At 57.7% G+C, this 24056-nt stretch carries 18 protein-coding genes; 10 read left to right on the top strand and 8 right to left on the bottom strand.

Features of this window, described 5'->3' with window-relative positions; translation table 11 throughout:
* Nucleotides 1-54: 54 nt before the first annotated feature.
* The 3 genes from K3727_12215 to K3727_12205 are packed head-to-tail and all read right to left on the bottom strand — an operon-like array spanning nt 55 to nt 2723.
* The gene (locus K3727_12215) at nt 55-963 is read right to left on the bottom strand and encodes a pseudouridine-5'-phosphate glycosidase (protein UWQ89586.1); all 909 of its coding nucleotides are present in this window, start codon (nt 961-963) and stop codon (nt 55-57) included.
* Between the two features lie 8 nt (nt 964-971).
* Nucleotides 972-1886 carry a bifunctional hydroxymethylpyrimidine kinase/phosphomethylpyrimidine kinase gene (locus K3727_12210; GenBank protein UWQ93359.1) on the bottom strand — a complete coding sequence of 305 codons (915 nt, stop codon included), beginning with the start codon at nt 1884-1886 and terminating at the stop codon, nt 972-974.
* Between the two features lie 30 nt (nt 1887-1916).
* On the bottom strand, nt 1917-2723 hold the full coding sequence (locus K3727_12205) for a DUF4198 domain-containing protein (GenBank protein ID UWQ93358.1): 807 nt from the start codon (nt 2721-2723) through the stop codon (nt 1917-1919).
* Between K3727_12205 and K3727_12200 the strand changes: the two genes are divergently transcribed.
* Nucleotides 2722-3882 carry a HupE/UreJ family protein gene (locus K3727_12200; GenBank protein UWQ89585.1) on the top strand — a complete coding sequence of 387 codons (1161 nt, stop codon included), beginning with the start codon at nt 2722-2724 and terminating at the stop codon, nt 3880-3882. The genes K3727_12205 and K3727_12200 overlap by 2 nt on opposite strands.
* A gap of 9 nt (nt 3883-3891) precedes the next feature.
* On the opposite strand, the gene K3727_12195 is transcribed toward K3727_12200, so the two are convergent.
* Nucleotides 3892-4527, bottom strand: coding sequence for a thiamine phosphate synthase (locus tag K3727_12195; GenBank protein ID UWQ89584.1), 636 nt, complete (start codon nt 4525-4527; stop codon nt 3892-3894).
* A gap of 178 nt (nt 4528-4705) precedes the next feature.
* Here K3727_12195 and K3727_12190 point away from each other — a divergent pair, with 178 nt between their 5' ends.
* The 3 genes from K3727_12190 to K3727_12180 all read left to right on the top strand — a co-directional run bounded on the left by K3727_12190 (nt 4706) and on the right by K3727_12180 (nt 8177).
* Nucleotides 4706-5452: an RNA methyltransferase gene (locus K3727_12190; protein UWQ89583.1), complete on the top strand. Its 747-nt coding sequence runs from the start codon at nt 4706-4708 to the stop codon at nt 5450-5452.
* Between the two features lie 106 nt (nt 5453-5558).
* Nucleotides 5559-6704, top strand: coding sequence for a COX15/CtaA family protein (locus K3727_12185; GenBank protein UWQ89582.1), 1146 nt, complete (start codon nt 5559-5561; stop codon nt 6702-6704).
* 3 nt (nt 6705-6707) lie between these two features.
* Entirely contained in the window at nt 6708-8177 is a 1470-nt protein-coding gene (locus K3727_12180) for a carboxypeptidase M32 (protein UWQ89581.1), read from the top strand.
* A 158-nt stretch (nt 8178-8335) separates the two neighbouring features.
* Here K3727_12180 and gyrA read toward each other — a convergent pair whose 3' ends face one another.
* A complete protein-coding gene (gene gyrA, locus K3727_12175) occupies nt 8336-11077 on the bottom strand; it encodes a DNA gyrase subunit A (protein UWQ89580.1) in 2742 nt (913 codons plus the stop codon).
* 194 nt (nt 11078-11271) lie between these two features.
* Here gyrA and K3727_12170 point away from each other — a divergent pair, with 194 nt between their 5' ends.
* Both K3727_12170 and K3727_12165 read left to right on the top strand, forming a co-directional pair.
* On the top strand, nt 11272-11541 hold the full coding sequence (locus K3727_12170; GenBank protein UWQ89579.1) for an usg protein: 270 nt from the start codon (nt 11272-11274) through the stop codon (nt 11539-11541).
* A gap of 28 nt (nt 11542-11569) precedes the next feature.
* Nucleotides 11570-12286 (top strand): hypothetical protein, encoded by a 717-nt coding sequence (locus K3727_12165; protein ID UWQ89578.1) that lies wholly within the window; start codon nt 11570-11572, stop codon nt 12284-12286.
* Here K3727_12165 and K3727_12160 read toward each other — a convergent pair.
* Complete coding sequence (locus tag K3727_12160; GenBank protein ID UWQ89577.1) at nt 12283-13248, bottom strand: radical SAM protein; 966 nt, start codon at nt 13246-13248, stop codon at nt 12283-12285. The two genes, K3727_12165 and K3727_12160, sit on opposite strands and share 4 nt — an antisense overlap.
* A gap of 161 nt (nt 13249-13409) precedes the next feature.
* Between K3727_12160 and zwf the strand changes: the two genes are divergently transcribed.
* From zwf to K3727_12140, 4 genes are all read left to right on the top strand, one after another.
* The gene (gene zwf, locus K3727_12155; protein UWQ89576.1) at nt 13410-14885 is read left to right on the top strand and encodes a glucose-6-phosphate dehydrogenase; all 1476 of its coding nucleotides are present in this window, start codon (nt 13410-13412) and stop codon (nt 14883-14885) included.
* Nucleotides 14882-15553, top strand: coding sequence for a 6-phosphogluconolactonase (gene pgl / locus K3727_12150; GenBank protein ID UWQ89575.1), 672 nt, complete (start codon nt 14882-14884; stop codon nt 15551-15553). Before zwf ends, pgl begins: the two co-directional genes overlap by 4 nt.
* A 127-nt stretch (nt 15554-15680) precedes the next feature.
* On the top strand, nt 15681-17288 hold the full coding sequence (gene pgi, locus K3727_12145; protein ID UWQ89574.1) for a glucose-6-phosphate isomerase: 1608 nt from the start codon (nt 15681-15683) through the stop codon (nt 17286-17288).
* 762 nt (nt 17289-18050) lie between these two features.
* Nucleotides 18051-21365, top strand: coding sequence for an AAA family ATPase (locus K3727_12140; protein UWQ89573.1), 3315 nt, complete (start codon nt 18051-18053; stop codon nt 21363-21365).
* Nucleotides 21366-21964: 599 nt separating this feature from the next.
* On the opposite strand, the gene K3727_12135 is transcribed toward K3727_12140, so the two are convergent.
* Nucleotides 21965-22882 (bottom strand): helix-turn-helix transcriptional regulator, encoded by a 918-nt coding sequence (locus K3727_12135; GenBank protein UWQ89572.1) that lies wholly within the window; start codon nt 22880-22882, stop codon nt 21965-21967.
* Nucleotides 22883-22912: 30 nt separating this feature from the next.
* Nucleotides 22913-23713 carry a hypothetical protein gene (locus K3727_12130; GenBank protein UWQ89571.1) on the bottom strand — a complete coding sequence of 267 codons (801 nt, stop codon included), beginning with the start codon at nt 23711-23713 and terminating at the stop codon, nt 22913-22915.
* Between the last annotated feature and the right edge of the window lie 343 nt (nt 23714-24056).

Genomic DNA, 24056 nt, shown 5'->3' with positions numbered 1-24056 from the left:
GGGGCAATGATCCCCGGCGACAATGGGGCAGCGCGGGATTCCCGGGGTCGAGCGTCACAAGTTGGTCATTTCGCGGGCAATGCGGGTGGCCAGCCGGGCGTTATTGCGGACCAGAGCGATATTTGCCGTCAGAGACCGGCCTTCGGTCAGCTCGAAAATGCGTTGCAGCAGGAAGGGCGTAACGGATTTGCCTGCTATTCCCTGGGCGTGGGCCTCGGATTGGGCCTGTGCAATGATCGGGGCCAGGGTGTGTGCCGGAATTTCCGCATCGGTTGGAATCGGGTTGGCGATCAATTGCCCGCCGGGCAGCCCCATCCGGGTGCGCATGACATGCGCGCGTGCGATCTGGGCGGCGTCGTCCATGCGCAAGGGCGCGGTCAGATCTGATCCTGCCGACCAAAAGGCGGGGAAGGTATCCTGCCTGTGGGCAATCACAGGTACCCCCAGGGTTTCCAGCACTTCCAGTGTCTTTGGCACGTCCAGGATTGCCTTGGCTCCGGCTGCGACCACGGTCACGGGTGTCGCGGCGAGTTCATGCAGATCGGCCGAAATGTCGAATGAGTTTTCGGCTCCTTTGTGAACGCCGCCAATGCCGCCGGTGGCAAAGACATGAATCCCGGCCAGATGTGCCGCGATCATGGTGGCGGCCACAGTGGTTGCGCCGGTGCCACCTGTCGCGATGCAGGCGGCCATATCCGCGCGTGACAGTTTGGCGACGCCTTGGGCCTGACCCAATGCCTGCAGCTGATCCGCTTCCAACCCGATGTGCAGCTGGCCGTCGATGACGGCAATGGTGGCAGGGATGGCACCACCGGTGCGAATATCGGCTTCGACCTGGGCGGCGACCTCGACATTCTGCGGATAAGGCATGCCATGCGTGATGATGGTGCTTTCCAGAGCCACGATAGGTTGGCCAGTGGCGCGGGCGGTGGCGACTTCGGCGGAAAATTGCAGGTCGATCATGGACGTGTTCACAGGGGAGGTTCTCCGGAAACATAGGTGGCCGCTGCATGCAGCGCGGCCTTGAGAGCGTCATGGCGGGAGGCCCCGCCAAGGTCAGCGGCAATATGGGCCGCCATGAAGGTATCACCTGCGCCTGTCACGCGGGCGACCTGAACCCGAGGGGGGATCAGGGTGATGGGATCGGTGCCTGTGCGGGCTTCGGTGGCCGAAGCCCCGCCATCGGTGACCAGAACCCGGGCGGCACCTCGGTCGATCATGGCGATTGCGGCGGCTTGGGAACTGGTGAATGTGCTTTGGCACAGATACCCGGCCTCTTCGAGGTTCACATACAGCGTGCCATGCGAGGCGGACAGAAACGGGCGCAGGCGTTCGGCCTTGCCCGGCGAGGCAGGTGCCACGCGCAGGTCGGCGCGGGCAAAGGCCGGGTGGCGGGCGATGTCGTCCAGCAGGGTCAGGGTCAGATTCCCGTCCAGGGCAATGGGACCGGCGAACGGGGCCCGGGCCGACCCCAATGTACCATCTGTCAGCGGGCGCAAGATCTTGTCGCCTGCTGCCTCAAGCGAATGCGCATCCGCGATGGCCGCGATCAGACCATTGGCCCCTTCGACCGCCATGTAACGGTCGGTGGGCAAATCGTCCGAGCGATAAGCCATATCAGTCGTGACGCCCAAGCGCTGGCAGGCAGTGATCAGTTCGTCGCCCTCTGGGTCGCGGCCGATGGCGGTCAGCACCGAAGGTGTCAGGCCGAACCGGACCAAGGTCATGGCGATATTCATCGCGACACCGCCAGGAAGGCGGGTGATCCGCCCCGGCATGTCAGATCCCTGGCGCATGTCTTGCGAACACCGCCCGATCACGTCCCACAGGACTGAACCGATACAGAGAATGTCAAACTTGGCTGGCTGTTGCATGGCTGCCTTCATGCCGTCAAAGCGCGCAGGGCGCAAGCGGGCTCAGTCACCGGGTAACGCAAAGGTAAGCGTGGCCCACAGTGTGTCCCAGACCGGGCGGGCGTCATCGGGGGCAGGGCGCACAATCACTGCGTTCAACAGGTATTCCTGACCCGCCTGTACCGGAACAGTGGCAATGCCCTGGTCATCGGTGCGGATCATCCGGGTTGTGACGGTCCCCTCCGCCGATTTGGCAAAGACTTCGACCTGGACATCCACGCGGGGCATCCCCTGATACATCAACCGCACGGGCAGGGTCCCATTCAAATCGTCCCGATAGGGATTGGCCAGCGCGATGAATTCTGTCTCCATGCCACGATCCGTGTCCTGGCCCCGTCCATGCCCGACCGCAATCAGGGATTTGGAATAGCGGGTGTAACTTTCCCAGAAATCGACCTGAGGAATGCCGCGGGACAGGTGACGATCCAAGAGCCCCCTGAAATCCTGATGTGTGGCAAAGGCGACGAACTTTTCCCAGCTCTTGTATTTGACCTGTGCGGGTTGGGTGACGACACCCACCGTCAGCAACCCGTCTTGGGGTGGCTGAAATGTCATCGCCGGAATATCGCCCAACCGGCCTTTGTATGGCGTGATGGCGGTGCCGATCATGATATCTGCGCGTTGCAGCTGAGTGTCGAAATAGGCCAGTTCGGATCCCATGAATCCTTCGCCATTTCGAAAATCTGCCGCAAGGGAGTCTGTGCTTTCCGCTTGATATTTCCAGGGGGCAATCCAAAACTCGTGTGCAAGGGCCAGGCGCGGCCCAATCAGGCAAAGCGCACAGAAAAAAACAAAGGGGCAAAGACGCATGAGCAGGGGCACGAGGGTCGCAAAGTCCTTGGAGGTGTGGACACTGAAGCTGGCATTTGTCTGGCTGGTGTCAAGCGTTTTACAGTTTGTATCGCCAGTACAGGCGCACGAAGTGACCCCGACGATCGGAGACCTGACGGTGTCTGAGGGCACGGTTCGCCTGGAGCTGAGACTGAATGTCGAAGCGTTTGTGGCGGGGATTGATCTGGATGATCTGGCCGACACCAATGAGACCCCGCAGGCTGCTGATTATGACCTGTTACGAAGCCTCGAACAGGATGAATTGGCCCCGATGGTGCGCGCCTTTGCCGAAGAGTGGCTGGAGGATCTGACCATGGTGCCGGATGGGTCGGTGCCTTTGGTCTTGTCGGACATTCGTATTCCTGCGGTCGGGGACGCCGATCTGCCGCGTGCCTCATATCTGGTGTTGTCCGGGCTGCTCCCGCAAGGTGTGGCGTGGTTGAATGTGCATTGGCCGGATGGGTCTGGTGGGCTGGTGTTACGCCAACAGGGGGTTGAGGAACCTTATACCGGCTATTTGCAGGGCGGCGAAACCAGCCCATCCATAACGCTGGCCGGCGGTGCGGCGTTGTCCCCGTGGGAGGTGTTTATCGACTATATCCCGGTCGGGCTCGAGCACATCCTGCCCAAGGGAACCGATCACATCCTGTTTGTGCTGGGGCTGTTCTTTCTCAGCGCCCGTCTGGGCCCATTGTTGTGGCAGATCAGCGCCTTTACTGTTGCGCATACGATCACCTTGGCGCTGGCGGCCAACGGCGTGGTGCAGGTCAACCCGGGCATTGTCGAGCCGCTGATCGCCGCATCCATAGTTTATGTGGCAGTCGAAAACATCATCGTGCGCCGCCTGCACGGGTGGCGGCCGGTCATGGTGTTCGGATTTGGGCTGTTGCACGGATTGGGGTTTGCCAGTGTGCTGGGTGAATTCGGCCTGCCGCCTCATCAATTTGTGGCGGCGCTGTTGGGGTTCAACATCGGGGTTGAATTGGGTCAGCTGGCGGTGATCGCAGCTGCGTTTTTGACCGTGGGCCTGTGGTTTGGACGCCACCCGAAATACCGTGGACGGGTGGCGATGCCCGCGTCGTTGACCATTGCGCTGATCGGGGCCTATTGGTTCGTCGAACGGGTATTTTTGACCTGACCCGGTCGACTACTGCATTGCAGCGATCAGCTCGGCCAGCGCGACCTGTGGATCTTCGTGACGCCATATTTCATCGCCGATCCCGAAAAAATCCGTATAGGGCGTGAATTGGCGCACCAGATCAGTCGTCAGGCCGCCTTCGGCGACAACCGGTACTTCGACGACTTCGGACCACCATTGAAACAGTTCCAGTTCGGCCTGCTGCCCGTCACCCAACCCAGAGACTCCAATGGGACCAAAACTGATATAGTCCGCGCCGGCTTCTCCTGCGGTCAGCCCGTCATGGCGCGATCCACCACAGAAGCTGCCGACAATGGCATCGGGTCCCAGCGCCTTGCGCGCGGTGCGGACCGGTTTGGTGGCGTCGCTCAGATGGACCCCGTCCAGCCCCAGCCGTTCGGCCAGAATCTGATGATCCGTGATCACCAGCGCAACATCGCGGGCGTGACAGATTTCGCGCAGCGCATCGGCCGACCGCGACAGGGTGTCTTCTTCGCGGCTGACCAGGTCCATCCGCACACAGGCGATTTCGGTTGTGTCCAGAATTCGGGCCAGCTCGTCGGAAAACCGGCCCAATTCGATCTGCGCCGGAGTGATCAGATAGATCTGGGGCTGTTCGTGTGTCTGCTCAGCACTGTCAACCATGGTTCCGGCTCCTGCGTTGGGTGGTCTGCCCGGTGTTTAGCGAAAACCACCAGCGGTGCAAGCGTTGCGCGCAGGATCGGGGCGATTTGCCTGTTGAAACGGGTTGGCTCCCTTGCCCTGCTGGTCCTGGCACATTACAGCAGGGCCGATTGACCCGCCGATGGTTACGGAGACCAAGATGCCCAGCGACACCCCTCAACCCGCCTTTGTTCTGGTGCGCCCGCAAATGGGCGAAAACATCGGTGCCGCTGCGCGGGCGATGTGGAATTTTGGCCTGGACCGGATGCGGATCGTGGCACCGCGCGATGGCTGGCCCAACCAAAAGGCGGTTGCAATGTCTTCTGGTGCCGGACGTCTGCTGGACGAAGCGCAGCTGTATGGCGACCTGGAGGGCGCGCTGGGAGACCGCACGTTCACCTTTGCCACCACCGCGCGGCAACGCGACATGACAAAACCAGTCTACAGTCCCGAGCGCGCGATGCAGATCGCGGCGCAAAAGGTGGCGGCAGGCGAACAGGTCGCAGTTCTGTTCGGTCCGGAACGGGCCGGGTTGGAAAACGATGACATAGCCAGGGCAAACGCCATCATCTCGGTTCCCGTGAATCCACAATATGCGTCGTTGAACCTGGGTCAATGTGTGTTGCTGACAGCCTATGAATGGATGCGTCAGGTCGGTGATGTGGCCCATGAAACCCATGAGATCGGCAACAAGGGCGATTGGGCAACCGGGGTCGAGGTCGAAAAGCTGGTTGAGCATTATGAACAGCGATTGGATGAGGCCGGGTTTTTTTGGCCACCTGAAAAGGCCGACAGCATGCGGTTGAACCTGCGCAATCTGTGGTCGCGGGTCGCGATGACACGCGCAGATATTCAGATGCTGCATGGCATCATGCGCCAGATGGTGCGGTGGAAAGAAAAAGGCTGAGGATTACCGGCGTTCAGAGGCACTGGACGCTGGGTGCCGTCGGCCCTAGCTTGGCCTAAAAGACGGGCGGGGAATTGAAGGCCCAGAAGAGGGAAGAGAGCGACGCATGAGCAAGCGCAGCATTTTCGAAGAGGTGGATGGCAGCAAGGCTGAGGCCCCAGCTGTTCAACCGGGCATGATCGACCGGGGACGCGGCGGCGCACGTCAGGCCATTCGCGCCTGGTTGATGGTGCTGTTTGCGTTGGTCGTGGCAATGATCGTCGTGGGCGGGTTGACCCGGCTGACAGACAGCGGGCTGTCGATCACCGAATGGCGCCCTGTAACCGGGGCGATGCCGCCCATGTCCGAGTCTGACTGGCAGTCGGAATTTGACAAATACAAGCAGATCGACCAATGGCAGCTGGAAAACCAGTGGATGGAACTGGCTGATTTCAAACAGATCTATTGGTGGGAATGGGGCCATCGTCAATTGGGCCGTTTTATCGGGCTGGTCTGGGCGCTTGGGTTCTTTGGGTTTCTGGTTGCGCGCAAGATCCCGACCGGCTGGACCGGGCGGTTGATCCTGCCGGGGGCCTTGGGCGGTGTGCAGGGCGCGATCGGCTGGTGGATGGTTGCGTCTGGCGTGACACAGGGCGAAGGCATGACGGCCGTGGCGTCGTATCGGTTGGCGGTGCATCTGGGGCTCGCCTTTGTGATCCTGGGCGTGATCGCCTGGTATGTGTTCATGCTGGGGCGCCAGGAACGCGACCTGATGCAGGCCCGCCGGGGCAAGGAGGCAAAGCTGTATGGGCTGTCTACCGGGCTGCTGCATTTTGCATTCCTGCAAATCCTGCTGGGCGCATTGGTTGCCGGTATTGATGCGGGGCGGACATTCACCGACTGGCCGTTGATGGGCGGGCAATTCTTCCCTGCGGATGCGATGTACCTGGAACCCGCATGGCGTAACTTCTTTGAAAACCCGGGGTTGGTCCAGTTCATCCATCGGGTTGTGGGCTATCTGCTGCTCGCCTTTGCGGTGGTGGCCTGGTTGCGCGGACGTGGCTCGGCGCATGTGGCGACACGCTTTGCGTTCAATGTGGCCTTTGCAGCGTTGCTGTTACAGGTCACTTTGGGCATTGTGACGGTTTTGTATATCGCGCCGCTGCATCTGGCCATTGTTCATCAGCTGACGGCTGTGGTGGTTTGGGTGCTGATCCTGCGCGCCCGGTTCCTCTCTGCTTATCCAATTGTGACGAAAATTAAAGGATCCTGATCCATGACTGCATTTGATGACTTGATGGCATTTCAGCGCGACACGCAGGCGTTGGGCCAGATTGCAGGCCGGTTGGGCTGGGATCAGGAAACCATGATGCCACGCGAATCCGCGTCTCAACGGGGCGAGGAAATGGCCGCCATCGAAGGTGTTCTTCATGCACGCCGGTCGGACCCCCGTGTTGGAGATTGGCTGGAGCAAATCGAGGCTGACGATGATGTGGCGACCGCACAGCTGCGTGAAATCCGTCGCTCATATGAACGGGCGGGCAAGGTGCCGGCCGACCTGTCGCGACGCATTGCCCAGGTCACCTCCCAAGCTCAGGGTAAATGGGCAGCGGCCCGGTCGGACGAAGATGTGGCCAGCTTTTTGCCGGTTCTGGAAGAAGTCGTAGCGCTGAAGCGCGAAGAGGGCCAGGCGTTGGCGGGCGACGGGGATGTCTATGACGCCATGGTCGAAGATTATGAACCAGGCACCACCGGGGCCCAGATCGCGGCGATCTTTGACGCAATGCGACCCCGCCTGGTGGATCTGCGCGCGGCTGTTTTGGAAATGCCGACCCCGGCGGGTCTGTCAGGCACCTTTGATGAATCCAAGCAGATGCAGTTGACCCGCCGACTGGCCAGAACCTTTGGCTATGACATGGCCCATGGGCGTGTCGACAAGGCGGTGCACCCGTTCAGCTCGGGGTCGGGCGACGACGTGCGGATCACCACGCGGACCAGCGAAACCGATCCCTTCAATTGTTTCTATTCAACCATCCACGAAGTCGGGCACGGTGCCTATGAACAGAACATCGACAAATCCTTTTTGCTGACCCCGTTGGGGCGCGGTGTGTCGATGGGCGTACACGAAAGCCAGAGCCGCATTTACGAAAACCAACTGGGGCGGTCGCGCGCCTTTACCGGTTGGTTGTTCGAACAGATGCAGGAGGCTTTTGGCGACGTTGGTGTGGCCGATGCGGATGCGTTCTATGGTGCTGTGAACCGGGTGCACAACGGATATATCCGGACCGAAGCGGATGAGGTGCAGTATAACCTGCACATCATGTTGCGGTTTGATCTGGAGCGGGCGTTGATGGCCGGGGATCTGGCGGTTGGCGATCTGGAAGCCGCCTGGAATGATCGGTTTGAATCCGATTTCGGCTATGGTGTGGACCGGCCCAGCAACGGCTGTCTGCAGGATGTGCATTGGTCCGTAGGTCTGTTTGGGTATTTTCCGACCTACAGCCTGGGCAACGTCTATGCCGGGTGCCTGTATCAGGCGCTGCGGACGGCGGTGCCGGATCTGGATGCAGAGCTGGCTGTGGGGGAAACCTCTGGGGCGACGGAATGGTTGCGCGAAAACCTGCAACAGCATGGCAGCCTGTACGAACCCCGTAGCATCATCACCCGCGCCAGCGGCATGGAGCCGGGGCCCGAGCCGCTTTTGGACTATCTCGAAGCAAAATTCGGAGCGCTCTACGGGCTGTAAGTGCGCGCAGTCTCTGGGGGCCGCCCCCACAGAAGAGACCTGTAAATGATCGCAAGGAAAAGGCCCGGTGTTCGAAACTGAACATCGGGCCTTGTGTATTGTGAGCCTTTTGGTCGGGGACATGAGAGACATCCCCGACCAAAAGGCGGTTATCAGTTTCAGATGTCTTCGTCGTCGACCTTGTCGTCGTCCTGTTCGGCGATCCAGGCAACGCTGACCACTTCCTCGTTCTTGCCAGTGTTGAACACCCGCACGCCACCCGCACTGCGCGAGCGGAAGGAAATTCCATCCACCGGCACCCGGATCGACTGACCCTTGGACGTTGCGAGCATGATCTGATCGTCCAGATCCACCGGGAAAGAGGCGACGATTTCGCCACCACGCATTGCCTTGTCCATGGCGGCAACGCCCATACCACCACGCCCACGCACAGGGTAATCGTGCGACGAACTAAGCTTGCCCGACCCTCCGGTGGTAATGGTAAGGATCAGGTTCTCTGCGGCGGACATTTCGGCGTATTTCTCTGGCCCGAATTCGTCACTGGCTGGGACTGAATCTTCGTCCGAGCTGTCCTCGTCGGTCAACCCAGCCACGGCCCGGCGCATCTTGAGATAGGCAGCCCGGTCTTCGGGGCCAGCTTCGAAATGGCGGATCACCGACATCGACACGACCCGGTCCCCATTGGACAGCCGGATCCCGCGAACACCCGTCGACTCGCGTGAATTGAACACGCGGACATCCGTGGTGCGGAAACGGATCGCGCGACCGGAATTGGTAAAGAGCATGACATCGTCATCCTCGGAGCAGATCCGGGCATTGACCAGTTCGACAGACCCATCTTCGGGCAGCTTCATTGCGATTTTGCCGTTGCGCCGGACATTGGTAAAGTCCGACAGTCGGTTACGCCGCACATCGCCACCAGTTGTGGCAAAGACAATCTGAAGGTTTTCCCATTCGTCGTCCGGCACATCGACCGGCATGATGGCGGCGATGGAAACCCCGGTTGGAATCGGCAGGATATTGACGATGGCCTTGCCTTTGCCAGTCCGGCCCGATTGGGGCAGGCGCCAGGTCTTGAGCTTGTAGACCATCCCGTCAGTGGTGAAGAACAGCAACTGGGTATGGGTATTGGCGACAAAGAGGTTGGTAACGACATCCTCTTCCTTGGTCTGCATACCCGACAACCCTTTGCCGCCGCGTTTCTGGGCGCGGAAGTCTGCCAGAGGGGTCCGTTTGATATACCCACCCGACGTCACGGTCACGACCATGTCTTCGCGTTCGATCAGGTCTTCGTCTTCCATGTCACCGGACCAGTTGACGATCTCGGTGCGACGCGGAACGGCGAATTGATCCCGCACCTCGCGCAGCTCATCGCCAATGATTCCCATGATGCGTTCGCGCGAAGACAGGATTTCAAGGTATTCCTTGATCTTGCCTGCCAGCTCTTCCAATTCGTCGGTGACTTCCTTGACCCCGATCTGGGTCAGGCGCTGCAGACGCAGTTCCAGAATGGCCCGGGCCTGGGTTTCCGACAGGTTGTATGTTCCGTCTTCATTGGCGGTATGTGTCGGATCGTCGATCAGGGCGATGTATTCCAGGATCGGCTGGGCGGGCCAGCGCCGCGTCATCAGCTTTTCGCGCGCCTCAGCCGCATCTGCGGATTGCCGGATCGTGGTTACAATTTCGTCGATATTGGTGACGGCCACGGCCAAACCGCACAGCACGTGGCTGCGTTCGCGCGCCTTGCGCAACAAAAACGCGGTCCGGCGCGCCACCACATCTTCGCGGAAATCAATGAACGACGTCAGGAAGCGGCGCAGCGTCAGCTGTTCTGGGCGTCCACCGTTCAGAGCCAGCATATTGCAGCCGAACGACGTTTGCATCGGAGTGAACCGGAACAGTTGGTTCAGCACGACTTCGGGGGTGGCATCGCGTTTCAGTTCGACCACGACACGCACACCGTTACGGTCGGATTCATCCTGAACATGGGCGACGCCTTCGATCTTTTTCTCGCGCACCTGTTCGGCGATCTTTTCGATCATCGAAGCCTTGTTGACCTGATAGGGGATCTCGTCGACGACGATGGCATATCGGTCCTTGCGGATCTCTTCGACACGGGTTTTGGAGCGGATGATGACGCTGCCACGGCCTTCGAGATAGGCCTTGCGCGCACCGGAGCGGCCCAGCATCAGCGCACCTGTCGGAAAGTCGGGACCGGGAACATAGTCAATCAGCTGTTCGCTGGTCAAATCCGGATCGTCGATCAGCGCGAGCGTGGCGTCAATCACTTCGCCCAAATTATGCGGCGGGATATTGGTGGCCATACCAACGGCGATACCGCCGGCACCATTGACCAGCATGTTGGGGAAACGGGCAGGCAGAACCGTGGGTTCGCGGTCCTTGCCGTCATAGTTGTCCTGAAAATCAACGGTATCTTTTTCAATATCAGCCAGCAAAGACGCCGCAGGTTTGTCCATGCGCACTTCGGTATATCGCATGGCTGCCGGGTTGTCCCCGTCCATCGATCCAAAGTTGCCCTGACCATCCAACAGCGGCAGCGACATCGAAAAATCCTGGGCCATCCGTACCAGCGCGTCATAGATCGCGCTGTCCCCATGGGGGTGGTATTTACCCATGACGTCGCCAACCGGACGGGCCGATTTTCGATAGGATTTTTCGTGCGTATTCCCGGTTTCATGCATTGCATACAGGATGCGTCGGTGCACAGGTTTCAACCCGTCGCGCAGATCGGGGATCGCACGGCTGACAATGACCGACATCGCATAGTCAAGGTACGAGGTCTTCATCTCGGATTCGATGGAGACCGTCGGACCGTCGTATGCTGGCCGCTCAGGTGGGGTTTCGTCCATGTTTTCAGGAGTTTGAGGCGTATCGCTCACGTGTTCTGCCCGTTTCTGTCTTTGGGACTATATTTTGTGTGTGCACTCTATCAGACACAGCATATGACGTGCAACCAAACTCGGGGGCAAAGCGGTCCAGTCCTCTCCCAGATACGGTAACGTTATGTTTTTGCGAAGAATTAACAAAATTTATGTTAGCATGTCCTGACCACCCTTTGAAACGGAGGTCAAATATGGAGCAGAACGCAACCGAATTGATGCTGAAGGGATACGGGCTGACAACGGCGGAATTCACCTATTGCATGCCTGATTACACCCACGTTCTGAATACATTTGTATGGCAGGAATACGATCTGGCACCAGATCACCCGAACCTGTTCAAATTCATCGAATTCTGGCAATCCGACCTGGATGGCCCCTTGCATTCCGTGCGTTTTTCGCACCGCAAGATGATTGCGCCAGGAGAGTGGCGTAATGTGGTTGGGGAGTTTACTATCAACTAGATCCTCACGTCGCACAAAAGGGCATTTCATGTCGAACAAGTTGATCGCAACGATCGTTTCTGCGTTGGCACTGGTGTTTGCGTCGGGACATGGACCCGCTGGCGCGGACGGGGTGTTCGGGAAAATTTCCAATAGCGCAAAGAAGGCCGGAGAATCCATTGGAAACGGCATAAATTCAGTTGGAAATTCGGTTGAAAAAGGCGTGAACTATGTCGGGGATTCAGTTGGTTCGGCTGTCGATCTTGCCTCCAACGAAGACACACCCGAACAAACGCGCGCCGAAATCGACGCGATGGCCATTGAGGTCAAAACGCGATTATTGGCCGAAAATGCATCCGCCCGCGAAGCCTATGCCATCTCGGAAGGGTATGCGGTTTTTGATTCCAGAAACATCACGCTGTTTCCGGTTTCGGCCGGTTTTGGTCGCGGTGTGGCAGTCAATAAAACCACCGGAAGCCGTATCTACATGAATATGGGGGCAGGCGGCGTTGGTGCGGCGTTCGGAGTTGGTGGGTTTGCGACCCAATTTGTCATCATGTTTTCCACAGAAGGGGATTTCCTGTCCTTTGTGAACAACGGGTATGATGCCACTGCCGAAGGTGGCACGATGGTCGGCGACGATACGGCACAGGAAGTTGCCAGATTTGTCGACGGCCGTGCCTTTTTCGCGCTCGGCAAAAAAGGCTGGCGGGTCAATGCCTCGGCCACCGGCACAAAATACTGGAAATCGCCAGAGTTGAATTAGGCCGAACAGCTGGCTCCGCCCAGAACACAGAATTTGGCGCAATGCGGGTGGTTCAGCTGTACGTCCCGTTCCGCGTCCTTCAGCGTTTCGCCAAGTTCGAACTCTTTATCATACGCCAGCAGCGTGCAGGCCAGAACGGTCGGGTGATCTGCGCCTTTGCGTTTGACCACCATGCGCGAAGACGCGCACATGACTTCTGCTGGTTTTTTCTTCAGTATTCCCCAGCAGGACGTTGTTATTTCAGGAACTTCGACAGTCATGTCCATTTCGGGAAACAGAACCGTCTGGCCTGGGTTATGCGCGTCGATTTCAAATCCATTCTGTTTGAAAAATGCCTGGTAACCGGCGCGAGATTGCTCTTCGCTCTCGCCCCAAACCGTGCGCCCGGCGACGGCCATGCGAAACCCGTTGTCGCGCAACCAGGCCATGCCTTCGAGCGTCTTGTCAAAGGTTCCGGTGCCGCGTTCCTTGTCGTGGAGCGCGGGGCGAAAATGGTCGAGAGAAACCCGCATCGTGATCTTGCCCGGAAAGTCGGTGTTCAGGTCGATCAAACCCTGGCGCATGGATTTGCGCATCATAGGGCGCATCGCATTGGTGAGGATCAGAACATCAAACCCACGTTCCAGCGCCGCCCGGGTCATGGCGATCATGTCCGGGTTCATGAACGGTTCGCCGCCGGTAAATCCGATTTCACGCACTGGCCATTTGCGTTCACCGATCTGGTCCAGATACGGGACCATCTCTGCGAGCGTCAAATAGACCAGCGCGTCATTTGTTGGGGAACTGAGAATATAGCAGTTTTCACATTCGATGTTGCACAAGGTTCCTGTGTTGAACCACAGGGTTTCGGGGTGGCTGAGCGGTACGGACGCGCGTTCGGATCCGTCAGCCGTCACAAAAGGGTCTTGGAATTTTCCGACATTGGCTGAAGATGGCGCAGTAGGCGGTACTGTGTCTTTCATTCGGGAATTCCTGCTCGCTCTGGTCGCAATAGCTCTAGCCTATGGCAGCCAGTAAGTTAAAGTCGTTGAGTAGGAGACTGACAAGGTTGTGATGTTTCCGTGTTGGTCAGTGGTATGACTAAGGGATGACTGACGAACAGACAGGGGATAGGACAGACATTATGGTTTCTCGCATCATACCGGTCGATCCGTTCGATCTGGTCGTGTTCGGCGGTACTGGAGATCTTGCGCAACGCAAGATCCTGCCTGCATTGTTCCGGCGGTTCTGCACAGGTCACATCCCTGACAGTGCCCGGATCATTGGCGCGGCGCGCTCTGACATGACCCTCGACGCCTATCGTGCATTTTGTGCCAAGGCGATCAAAACCTATGGCGGAACGCGCTCCTGCGAAGATGGAACAGTCCAAGAGTTCCTGAGCCGTCTGGACTACGTGCCTCTGGACGCGATGGGGGAAACTGGCTGGCCGGAACTGGTTCACAAGCTCGAAGGATGTGCCGCCGGGCGGGTCACGGTGTTTTATTTTTCCGTCGGTCCGCGATTGTTCGGCCCCTTGGCTGAACGGTTGCGCCATCACGGCATGGCAGGCCCCGATACCCGGATCGTGGTGGAAAAGCCCTTTGGTCATGATCTGGAGTCCGCACAGGCATTGAATGCCACCTTGGCGCGCCACTTCGCAGAAGGTCAGATTTACCGCATCGACCATTACCTGGGCAAGGAAACGGTCCAGAACCTGATGGCCGTGCGATTTGGCAACATGTTGTTCGAACCCTTGTGGAACAGCCAGTACGTGGACCACATCCAGATTACCGTGGCCGAAACAGTGGGTGTGGACGGGCGAGAAGAGTATTACGACCGGGCCGGGGCCATGCGGGACATGATCCAGAACCACCTGATGCAGCTGCTCTGCCTGATTGCCATGGAGCCCCCCGCCAAATTTGACCCCGACGCGGTGCGTGATGAAAAGCTCAAGGTGATCCGGGCGCTGGATGCGGTTCTGCCACACCATATTGTGCGCGGCCAATTCGAAGCCTGTCTGGATCCCGATCACCCCCATCCCAGCTATCGCGGATCGGTGGGTGAACCCCGCAGCACCACGGAAAGCTACATTGCCCTGCGCACCCATCTGTCGAATTGGCGGTGGGCGGGGACACCGTTTTACCTGCGCACGGGCAAACGGCTCAAGGCGCGGTCTTCGGTGATCAATGTGATGTTCAAGGATGCGCCGCATTCGATTTTTGGCGAAGAGGCGGGGCGTCACGCCAATCTGTTGTCGATCCGGCTGCAGCCCAACGAAGGCATCACGCTCAAGGTGACGATCAAGGAACCTGGGCCCGGCGGGATGCGGCTGGTGGATGTGCCATTGGACATGACGTTCGCCGAGGCCCTGGGGCCGGACGGCGGTGATCCGCCGGACGCCTATGAACGGTTGATCACGGATGTGATCCGGGGCAATCAGACATTGTTCATGCGCGGCGACGAAGTCGAAGCGGCCTGGGCCTGGACGGACCCGATTATTGCCGGTTGGGAGGCGCGGGGCGATGCACCCAAACCCTATCCCAGCGGCAGTGCAGGGCCGACGGACGCAGATCTGTTGATGCGCAGGGACGGACGGGAATGGCGAGGTATCAACCCATGAATATTGTTGAATATCCGGATCGGGACATGCTGGCGATTGATCTGGCAAGCACATTGGCTGGCGAATTGGACGGTCATCTGTTCCACAATGACACGGCGTCTCTTGCGGTTGCGGGTGGGTCGACGACGGGGCCGATATTTGATGATCTATGTGCGGCGGATCTGCCTTGGGACCGGGTACATGTCTTGCCAACGGATGAACGATGGGTGCCCAATTCGGACCCTCGGTCCAATGAAAAACTGATCCGGGAACGGTTGTTGGTGAACAGGGCAGCCAAGGCGCGATATCTGCCGTTGCACACACCGGCGGAGCAGCCGGAAGATGTGCTGCCCGAATTGGAAGCCGTGATTGCGCCCGAACTGCCCTTGTCGGTTCTGTTGTTGGGGATGGGCGAAGACATGCACACCGCATCCCTGTTTCCCGGTGCGCCCGGATTGGAGGCCGCCTTGGACAAGCACGCACCGATCCTGAGTGTTCTGAAACCACAAACCCAGCCCGAAACCCGCATCAGCCTGAGTGCGCGGGTGTTGGACGGGGCGTTGTCCAAACATCTGGTGATCTATGGCTCGAAAAAGCGCGAGGCCTTGATGCGGGCGATGTCTTTGCCGCCCGAAGAGGCACCTATTCAGGCGGTTTTGTCCGAAACCGTGATCCACTGGGCGGAATAACCCTGTTGCAATTGCTGGAAATCAAGGGTTTATCTGCGCCCGATCAGTTGCGCTTTGTTATGTTTGGCGGCTTCTCGGTGATGGGTTGGCGCCCAGACGGGCAGCAGTTTTTGGGATATTGAAATTTATGTGGACGGCATTGAAAGATTTGCGTTCGGCGACAGTTACGCGACGGATGCTTTCGCTTTTTGAAGAAAACCCCACCCGAGCACGGGACTTTAGCGTCTCCTTGGGGGATATGCATTTTGACTATTCGAAAACCCAGCTGGACGATTCCATTCGTTCGGCGTTGATTGACCTGTGTGAACGCAGCAATGTTGCCCAACGGCGCGACGCGATGTTCTCTGGGGGCGAGATCAACCAGACCGAAGGGCGCGCGGTCCTGCACACGGCCCTGCGCGACCCTGACGGCGAAGAGTTGCTGGTGGACGGGGCGGACATTCGCCCTGGCATCCGGCAAACGCTGGACAGGATGAAGGCGTTTTCCCAGGCGCTCAGATCTGGTGAACTCGTCGGGGCAGGGGGCCGCATCACAGATGTCATCAACATCGGGATTGGCGGGTCCGATCTGGGACCGGCGATGGCGGTGTTGGCTTTGTCACCCTATGATGATGGTCCCCGGTGCCATTTTGTGTCCAATGTGGATGGGGCCCATATCAGCGATACGCTCAAGGGGCTGGACCCACAGCGCACGCTGGTGATCGTCGCCTCCAAAAGCTTTACCACGATTGAAACCATGACCAATGCGTTCACGGCGCGGGATTGGATGCGTGCAGGAGGTGGCGATCCAACGCGCCAGTTTGCAGCCCTGTCCACAGCGATGGACAAGACCGATGATTTTGGTATCCCGCAGGATCAGGTTTTTGGGTTCGAAGATTGGGTTGGAGGGCGGTATTCAATCTGGGGGCCCATCGGGTTAAGCCTGATGATTGCCATCGGGCCGGATGGCTTTGATCAGTTTCTGGCCGGTGGGCGTGCGATGGACGAACATTTTCGGGCGGCACCCTGGGGGCAGAACATGCCGGTCATGTTGGCGTTGGTCGGGATCTGGCACAACCAGGTATGCGGTCATGGAACCCGCGCGGTTTTGCCATATGATCAGCGATTGATCCGTCTGTCGGCCTATTTCCAGCAATTGGAAATGGAATCCAATGGCAAACAGGTGCGTGTGGATGGCTCGGCTCTTGATGTGTCGTCGGGACCGGTTGTCTGGGGCGAACCCGGAACCAATGGGCAACATGCATTTTTTCAGTTGATCCATCAGGGTACGCGGGTGATCCCGTGCGAATTTCTGGTTGCGGCACGCGGGCATGAACCGGAGTTGCAGGCGCATCACAAACTGCTGGTTGCCAATTGTTTTGCCCAATCCGAAGCCTTGATGTTGGGGCGGTCGCTGGATCAGGCGCGCGCGCGGATGCAGGCAAAGGGCCTGACCGGCGAGGAATTGGAACGCCAGGCACGCCATCGGGTGTTCCCGGGCAACCGACCGTCAACGACTCTGATCTATCCGATGCTGACCCCTGACATTCTGGGACGGATCATTGCGCTGTATGAACATCGGGTGTTTGTCGAAGGCGTCATCCTGGGGATCAATTCGTTTGACCAATGGGGCGTCGAATTGGGCAAGGAACTGGCCGTGTCCCTACATCCGGTTCTGGACGGCTGCGACAGCGTGACCGACAAGGATGGTTCGACCGAGGCGCTTGTGCGCTACTTTCGGACCTTCAACACTTGAGTTTGCCCGCAGGCCTGGCCGCTCGCTAAAAATAGGTCGAGCGGTCTGACATCCCCGGCACGGGCTGGCGCAAGCACGGGCTGGCTGGCCATCCCGGTTTGGTTGCCGCCATTGCCTGTGCCAACGGCATGGCGCGTGGCGGTCCCCACCAAAGCCGGGTCAAAACCAGGATACATTATGTGATACGGATCGGCCTGAGCCTCCTGGCGCGAGACGTCGAAAGACAGATCGCAGAGACCCAGGCCGGCATCGCCGCCCGCAACCGCCGGCATGTTCGAACTGCTTCCCATCGAAATTCGTCCATCCGTTTCGTACCCATATTCGTCTCCCTTGGTGCAATAAGTGCTTTCACAGGAGCGGCATCAAACTGCGACAGGTCCGTAACAGTGCATGCGATGTAGACAAAGAGTTTTGAAGTTCGTTCTAAATCGGGGCGTCACCGTGTTTGGCCAATGCCTACTTCGGGCTGAACCAGCCGCATCGGCACAAGCCCTGGATGCTGTACTGGCCGTCAATGGCTGCTGTGGGCAGGAAGCGAGTTTTGCAATGTTGAGTCAACTTTCGGGATGCGGACCGTGGCAACGGATGCGAGGATCATTTGGGCAAAACTGGTAGCTATCGGATTTGACATGCTCCAATTCGAGCATCCAATGAAGCGGACTGCCGTTACTTTTGACCCGCATGAGATATCGGTGTCTCTCCAGCCTCGTTCTTTCGTTGACCACGCCATTGTGATAAACATCAAGGAGGAAGGGGCAATGGATGACAGACATCGCGACCTGGTTGGACCAATTGGGTCTGGCCAAATATGCCCCGAACTTCTCTGAAAATGAGCTGGAGCCAGCCGATCTTTCCGAATTGTCTGATGACGATTTAAGGGAAATGGGCCTGCCTCTCGGCCCACGCCGTCGGATATTGAAGGCAATTCGCATCCGTGACACGAGAGATCGTATTCGAGAGGAAAGCCAGGGCGATGAGGGTGCGGATGCCCATATGCGCGTCGAGGCCGAGCGACGCCAGTTAACTGTGATGTTCTGTGATCTGGTCGGCTCAACCGCGCTCTCTCAGAAACTTGACCCGGAAGAGTACCGAGAGATCATCCAGTCGTTCCAGAAAGCTGTTTCTGAGAGTGTGCGCCGCTTTGATGGTTATGTCGCCAAATACCTTGGGGACGGTGTTTTGGTCTACTTCGGCTACCCACGGGCCGAGGAGGACGACGCAGAGCTGGCTGTGCGTGGGGCACTTGCTTCGGTGAGCGCAGTCGGTCAACTGAACGGAACACCCGATGACCCGCTCCAGGCACGCGTTGGGATTGCAACGGGTCTTGTCGTTGCGGGCGACGTTGTGGACGGGGGCGTATCTGAAGTAGCGGCAATTTCCGGCCCTGCACCCAATCTTGCCGCGCGGCTCCAAACCGTGGCCGCGCCGGGGTGCGTTGTTATCGACGAGACAACATATGGCCTGATCAAGCGGCTGTTAAAGGCCTCAGCGCTGGGGCAACAGGTTTTGAAAGGGATTTCAGAGCCAGTAGCGGCCTGGCATGTGTCGGGTATCCGGGACGTCGAAAGCCGTTTTGAGGGTCGGCGAAGTAGTGCGCTCGCGACATTTGTCGGCAGAGATCGTGAAATGCATACGCTCATTCATTGCTGGAATCAGGCCAGGATGGGCGAAGGCCAAGTCGTCACGATCTCTGGCGAACCCGGCATTGGCAAGTCGCGGCTAACCGAAATGTTGCACGATAAGCTGGCCGAGAGCCCCCACATTCGACTGCGCTACCAATGTTCGCCACACCACACAAACAGTGCGCTCTACCCTGTAATTGCACAGCTTACCCATGCTGCCGCCATCGATGCGGACGATCCCGCATCACGCAAGCTGGACAAACTGGAGACCCTGCTTAGACGGACTACAAAAAATGTGGACTCTGTTGCCGGGCTATTTGCGGATCTTTTGTCCATCCCGCACGAAGGTCGCTATGCGCCCCACAACCTGACGCCGCAAGCCCGAAAAAAGCGAACGCTAGAGGCCCTGAGGGACCAGCTTTTGGCGCTTTCTGAGGTACAGCCGGTGCTGATGGTCTTTGAAGACTTGCACTGGGTTGATCCGACGACTCGGGAACTTTTGGATCTGATCGTCGCGCGCACTCAGGACAAAGCTGTTTTGATGATCCTGACCTTTCGTCCCGAGTTTCAGGCACCTTGGGTCGGTCAATCGTGCGTAACGCTGATGACGCTAAGCCGCCTTGCTCAAAAGGAGAGCATCACGCTTGTTCGAAACATTGCGGCAAACACCGAACTGGACGCAAGAACGCTAGATGAAGTCGCCGCGATGGCCGATGGTGTTCCGCTGTTTATCGAGGAGTTGACGCGCGCGCTCGTAGAGGGCGGAACTACAAAAGCAATTCCTGCGACAATCCAGGCCCTTTTGTTGGCACGCCTCGACCGGTTGGGTCCAGCAAAGAAGATTGCGCAAATCGGCGCGGTGATAGGGCGCGAGTTCGGCTATCGGCTCGTGGAAATTGCGTCAAAAGTCGACAAAGCAATCCTGAGGGATCAGCTTGATGCGCTCACCGAATCCCAGCTCATCGTTGTTCGTGGCGCATACCCCAATGCCATTTACACGTTCAAGCATGCATTGATTCAGGACGCCGCATACGAGTCGTTGCTAAAAAGCAGCCGCCGGGAGTTGCACCATCGGATAGGCACGGTGCTCGAAGATCGTTTTCCGAGAACCGTTGATGTCGAGCCTGAAATCCTGGCCCACCACTACGCCAAAGCCGGATTGACCGAGACGGCCGTCTTTCACTGGCACAAGGCTGGCCGGAGAGCGATTGAACGCTCTGCCAATGTAGAAGCGATCAGCCACCTAACCGAGGGCATCGCCTTGCTGGGAGAGCTTGCAAATACCGAAAAGCGTAACTTGCAAGAACTCGACCTTCAGATGGCGCTTGGTACGCCGCTCATGTTGACCAAAGGATTTGCTGCTCCGGAGGTGGAGAGGACATTCAGTCGGGCCCTTGAGCTGAGCGAGCAGGTGGGTGAGACGTCAAAACGGTTTTCTGCTCTCTGGGGGGTTAACTACTGTTATTCAGTGCGGTCGCCCGGAGCTAGGCCAGAATTGCCAGAACAGGTTTTCCATCTGGCCCAAAGCGAAGGGGACCAGACGCAACGTCTGGTTGCTCATCGGGTGTTGGGATCGGCACTGGTATTGCAGGCCAGATTCACGGAGGCGCTTGAGCTTCTGCAGCAGGGACTGACGCTTTACGACCCCGAGCAACATCGTTCACTGGCGTATGTGTATGGTCAGGACCTCGGTGTGGTCACCCGGCAATGGACGGCTTGGGCACTCTGGTTTCTTGGCTATCCCGATCAGGCTCTGAGTTTGAGCCGCGAAACGGCGGTTCTGGCCCGGGAAATATCTCATCCGCTGACGGATGTTTATATTGCGGGCTTTACCGCCATATTCCATCGCTTCCGCCGAGAGGCCGCTCTGGCCGGGGAGATCGCGGACAAAGCTGCGAGGGAGGCCGCCGAACAAGGGTTTGGTTTGTTCCTGACGATGGCAACCGTGGTGCGGGGCTCGCTTCTCACGGAAGGCTCGATGGACGACGGTATTGCGTTGTTGCAGGACGGCTTGACCGGCTGGCGGAACACCGGGGCTGAATTGTTTGTGCCATTCTATCTGGCCCTGCTTGCCAAGGCGCATTGCAAAGCGGGACAAACGGCACAGGGGTTGGCTGCGTTGGATGAAGCTCAGATCATTGCCGACAAAGGTGGAGCGGACGGTGAGCGTTTGTGGGATGCCGAGCTAAGCCGCATCAAGGGTGAGCTGTTGCTTGGCAGCTCAGATCCTGACCAGGCAGAAATGTGTTTTCAAAAGGCCCTCCAGATTGCGCGTAGCCAGAGAGCCAAATCATGGGAGCTGCGCGCTTCGGTCAGCCTGTGCCTTCTGTGGAAAAGCCAGGGTCGAAGGACCCAAGCCAGAGAGCTTCTTCAGGAAATCTATGACTGGTTTAGCGAAGGCTTTGATACGCCTGATCTGCTTAGAGCCAAAGCACTGCTCGAAGACCTGAATTGAACCGCCGAAGGATGCCGTGGACCGTTTTCCATCGACATCCCGGTGCGCAACGGTTCGTCGGTAAGCGTTTTGGGGTTCTACGCGCTGACTTGAATAAACCTGTCTCGGTTGAGACATTGAATGCACCAAGGCTCACAATCGGTTTGCCCTGCAAACCGGGCTTTTCCTTCTGGTTCTGAGAAGGTCCGATATGACGGAACCGGATATGGCGTAAACGACGGCTTTGGATTGTCAGCAGACGTTCCGAGCCGGAACCAGCCGCATCGACCCAAGCCGTAGATGCCGTTCCGACCGTTAATGGTTTCTGTGGACAGAAAGCGAGTTTTGCAAAGCCGGATCGCCAGCTTGGGCCAAAGGGTGTCCCGCGACAGGACTGTAACAGTGCATGCGATGTAAACAACAGTTTTAAAGTTCGCTCTTGATCGGGGCGTCACCCGTGTTTGGCCAATGCCTACTTCGGGTTGCTTGCAGCCGTCCACACCTGGTGTGGCGACCGGCAGGTGGGAGCCCAAAAGCGCGTAATGCTGTACAGTGTATGACTGGCAGTTTTTCGGGTATGGAAAAAAGCAGATGCCGCACAGCCGATCGAAACCCCAAGTCTAATTGATTGATTTCCGATATTCGCCCGGAGACAAGTTGGTTTGTTTCTTGAAAAACTTGTTGAATGATTGTGAATGCTGGAAACCCAGCTCATATCCGATTTCACTGACGGACTTGGTTGTCAGAGACAGGCTAAGTTTCGCCTTCTGTACAACCGATCTCTGGATGTAATCGCGAGCAGATGAACCAGTGAGCGACGTGAGCATATCATTAAGATAGCTTGGCGAGACGGACAGGTTTTTCGCCAAACGACTGACCGCTGGGAAGCCTTCTGAATATGCTTTGCCGCCGTCAAAGTACTCATCCAAGAAGGCATCAAGCTGCGAGAGAACATCCGCATTGCTCTTTGTGCGGGTCAGGAACTGTCGATTATAGAAGCGGTTGACATGACTGAGCAGTAGGTCGAGTTGGGAAATCATGACATCCTGACTAAACGTGTCGATCCGATCAGAATATTCGTCATGGAGTTGCTGCATTAGGGTCAGCAGCAATTGTTCTTCACGATCAGACAAGTGCAGTGCTTCATCCACCTCATATGAAAAGAACCCGTACTTGCCGATTTTTTCCGATAGCGGGTATCCCGACAAAAAGTCAGGATGAAAAACGAGCATCCAACCGGTTATATTGTCATCAGGATGAGCCTGCATCGCCATAACTTGATGCGGTTTGACGAGAGCAAGAACGCCCTCGTCAAAGTCGTAGCTGTGGTGCCCGTAGTGCACCTTGTTTCGAAGCCCGCGTTTCAGCGAGACCGTGTAGAAACCATATGAAAATCGTACCAGGTCCTGGTAGTCGCCAAAGTCCAGGGCATCCAGTCTGATCAGGCTGACAAGTGGATGCAGCGGCTTTGCGAGTTCCAGATTGCGATGCAATTCCGAGATTGTGGCGACATGCTGGATTTCGGTGTGATTTGTCATTCGGCTCTACACTATCACTTGTTGCGTATCTTAGTTCAACGCTTCGTCAAAGTTCGAAATCGGGGCGATCTCAACATAAGAGAACAGAGCATAGCCATCCCGCTTTGGTGCGAAGCTGGCTCCGTCGATGCCCGCGTTGACCATGATACCGGCCTGTACGGTTTCAGGAAGGTTCATCCCGTTGGGGCGGAAGTGACCGTTGCCAAACTCGCTGACAGGTTCGTTGATCCCGTTGCCGAATACTTCCATCCCTTGTTGCGGCTTTTGTTCATGCCATTGGTCATTGTTGAAATAATAGCTGCGAAGCTCATCGCCGATCCGGGCAACGCGCAGTTTCATCGGCTCGGTGTTTTCTTCGGGAAGCAGGTAGAGCGTGGAGAGGGAGTGCATCCCGAGATCGTAAAGTGGGTTCTCTTCCTTAGGGATATCCATTGGCCGCGTGACCTTCAGCTCACGCCCGTAAAAACGGTTCTGAAAACCGATGTTGAACATAAGCCAGTTTTCATTGCCCTGAGTACCGCCCGGGGCGCGCACCAGCAAACCCGCCGACGAAAAATTGCCCTCAGGCAGCCCCGCTTCGCCATCCTTGCGATGCATCGAGACTTCGGTTTCGATCATGAAATCGCCAGTCACGTCTTTGTAAAGAAGTGGTCCCTGGCTATCGGAAAACCATCCGATGCCATCGCCATCGCCGACAACCTTGAGCCGGCCATCTTCAATGATCAGGTCTGTGTGTTTGGATGGATCATTGTCTTCGAGTGATGCGATCATGTTGTCGGCGGAATAGCGAATGGATTTGGTTTCACCCGCGAAAGCGATTGTGGTGGTCATTAGAATTCCTCCAGCAGCGATAATGGTTGATAGGTTGTTCATCAGTTTGGCCCTTTCGTTTGAGCAGTTACTGGTGGAGAACCTAAGTCCGAGCCGATGCTGTAGTCTCCAACTGAGATGTAGCTGGAATCGGTGAGATGTAGCCGAACAGGTTTCTGTATCCGGACTTTCGCTTACTTCACGCAATTATCGGCTTTTTCAGCGGTGCGGTGGCAACCCACAAGGGACAGTAATATCCGTTTTGGGCTGCCTGCAGCCGTCCGCACCTGGTGCAGCGAACGGCAGTAGGGAACCCCTTCTAACCAATGCTGCAAGCCTCACGAACGGCGGCAATGCGGATGAA

Source organism: Rhodobacteraceae bacterium M382 (assembly GCA_025141015.1).
In the GTDB taxonomy this organism is placed as follows: Bacteria; Pseudomonadota; Alphaproteobacteria; order Rhodobacterales; family Rhodobacteraceae; genus Aliisedimentitalea; species Aliisedimentitalea scapharcae.
This window is presented reverse-complemented; position numbering and strand designations above follow the sequence as displayed.

Coding starts and splice junctions, on each gene's coding strand:
- K3727_12140 (UWQ89573.1), top strand. CDS start 18,051: ATGACAGACATCGCGACCTGGTTGGACCAATTGGGTCTGGCCAAATAT.
- K3727_12190 (UWQ89583.1), top strand. CDS start 4,706: ATGCCCAGCGACACCCCTCAACCCGCCTTTGTTCTGGTGCGCCCGCAA.
- K3727_12185 (UWQ89582.1), top strand. CDS start 5,559: ATGAGCAAGCGCAGCATTTTCGAAGAGGTGGATGGCAGCAAGGCTGAG.
- K3727_12210 (UWQ93359.1), bottom strand. CDS start 1,886: ATGAAGGCAGCCATGCAACAGCCAGCCAAGTTTGACATTCTCTGTATC.
- K3727_12160 (UWQ89577.1), bottom strand. CDS start 13,248: ATGAAAGACACAGTACCGCCTACTGCGCCATCTTCAGCCAATGTCGGA.
- K3727_12195 (UWQ89584.1), bottom strand. CDS start 4,527: ATGGTTGACAGTGCTGAGCAGACACACGAACAGCCCCAGATCTATCTG.
- K3727_12130 (UWQ89571.1), bottom strand. CDS start 23,713: ATGACCACCACAATCGCTTTCGCGGGTGAAACCAAATCCATTCGCTAT.
- K3727_12170 (UWQ89579.1), top strand. CDS start 11,272: ATGGAGCAGAACGCAACCGAATTGATGCTGAAGGGATACGGGCTGACA.
- K3727_12180 (UWQ89581.1), top strand. CDS start 6,708: ATGACTGCATTTGATGACTTGATGGCATTTCAGCGCGACACGCAGGCG.
- K3727_12165 (UWQ89578.1), top strand. CDS start 11,570: ATGTCGAACAAGTTGATCGCAACGATCGTTTCTGCGTTGGCACTGGTG.
- K3727_12205 (UWQ93358.1), bottom strand. CDS start 2,723: ATGCGTCTTTGCCCCTTTGTTTTTTTCTGTGCGCTTTGCCTGATTGGG.
- K3727_12135 (UWQ89572.1), bottom strand. CDS start 22,882: ATGACAAATCACACCGAAATCCAGCATGTCGCCACAATCTCGGAATTG.
- pgl (UWQ89575.1), top strand. CDS start 14,882: ATGAATATTGTTGAATATCCGGATCGGGACATGCTGGCGATTGATCTG.
- K3727_12200 (UWQ89585.1), top strand. CDS start 2,722: ATGAGCAGGGGCACGAGGGTCGCAAAGTCCTTGGAGGTGTGGACACTG.
- pgi (UWQ89574.1), top strand. CDS start 15,681: ATGTGGACGGCATTGAAAGATTTGCGTTCGGCGACAGTTACGCGACGG.
- K3727_12215 (UWQ89586.1), bottom strand. CDS start 963: ATGATCGACCTGCAATTTTCCGCCGAAGTCGCCACCGCCCGCGCCACT.
- zwf (UWQ89576.1), top strand. CDS start 13,410: ATGGTTTCTCGCATCATACCGGTCGATCCGTTCGATCTGGTCGTGTTC.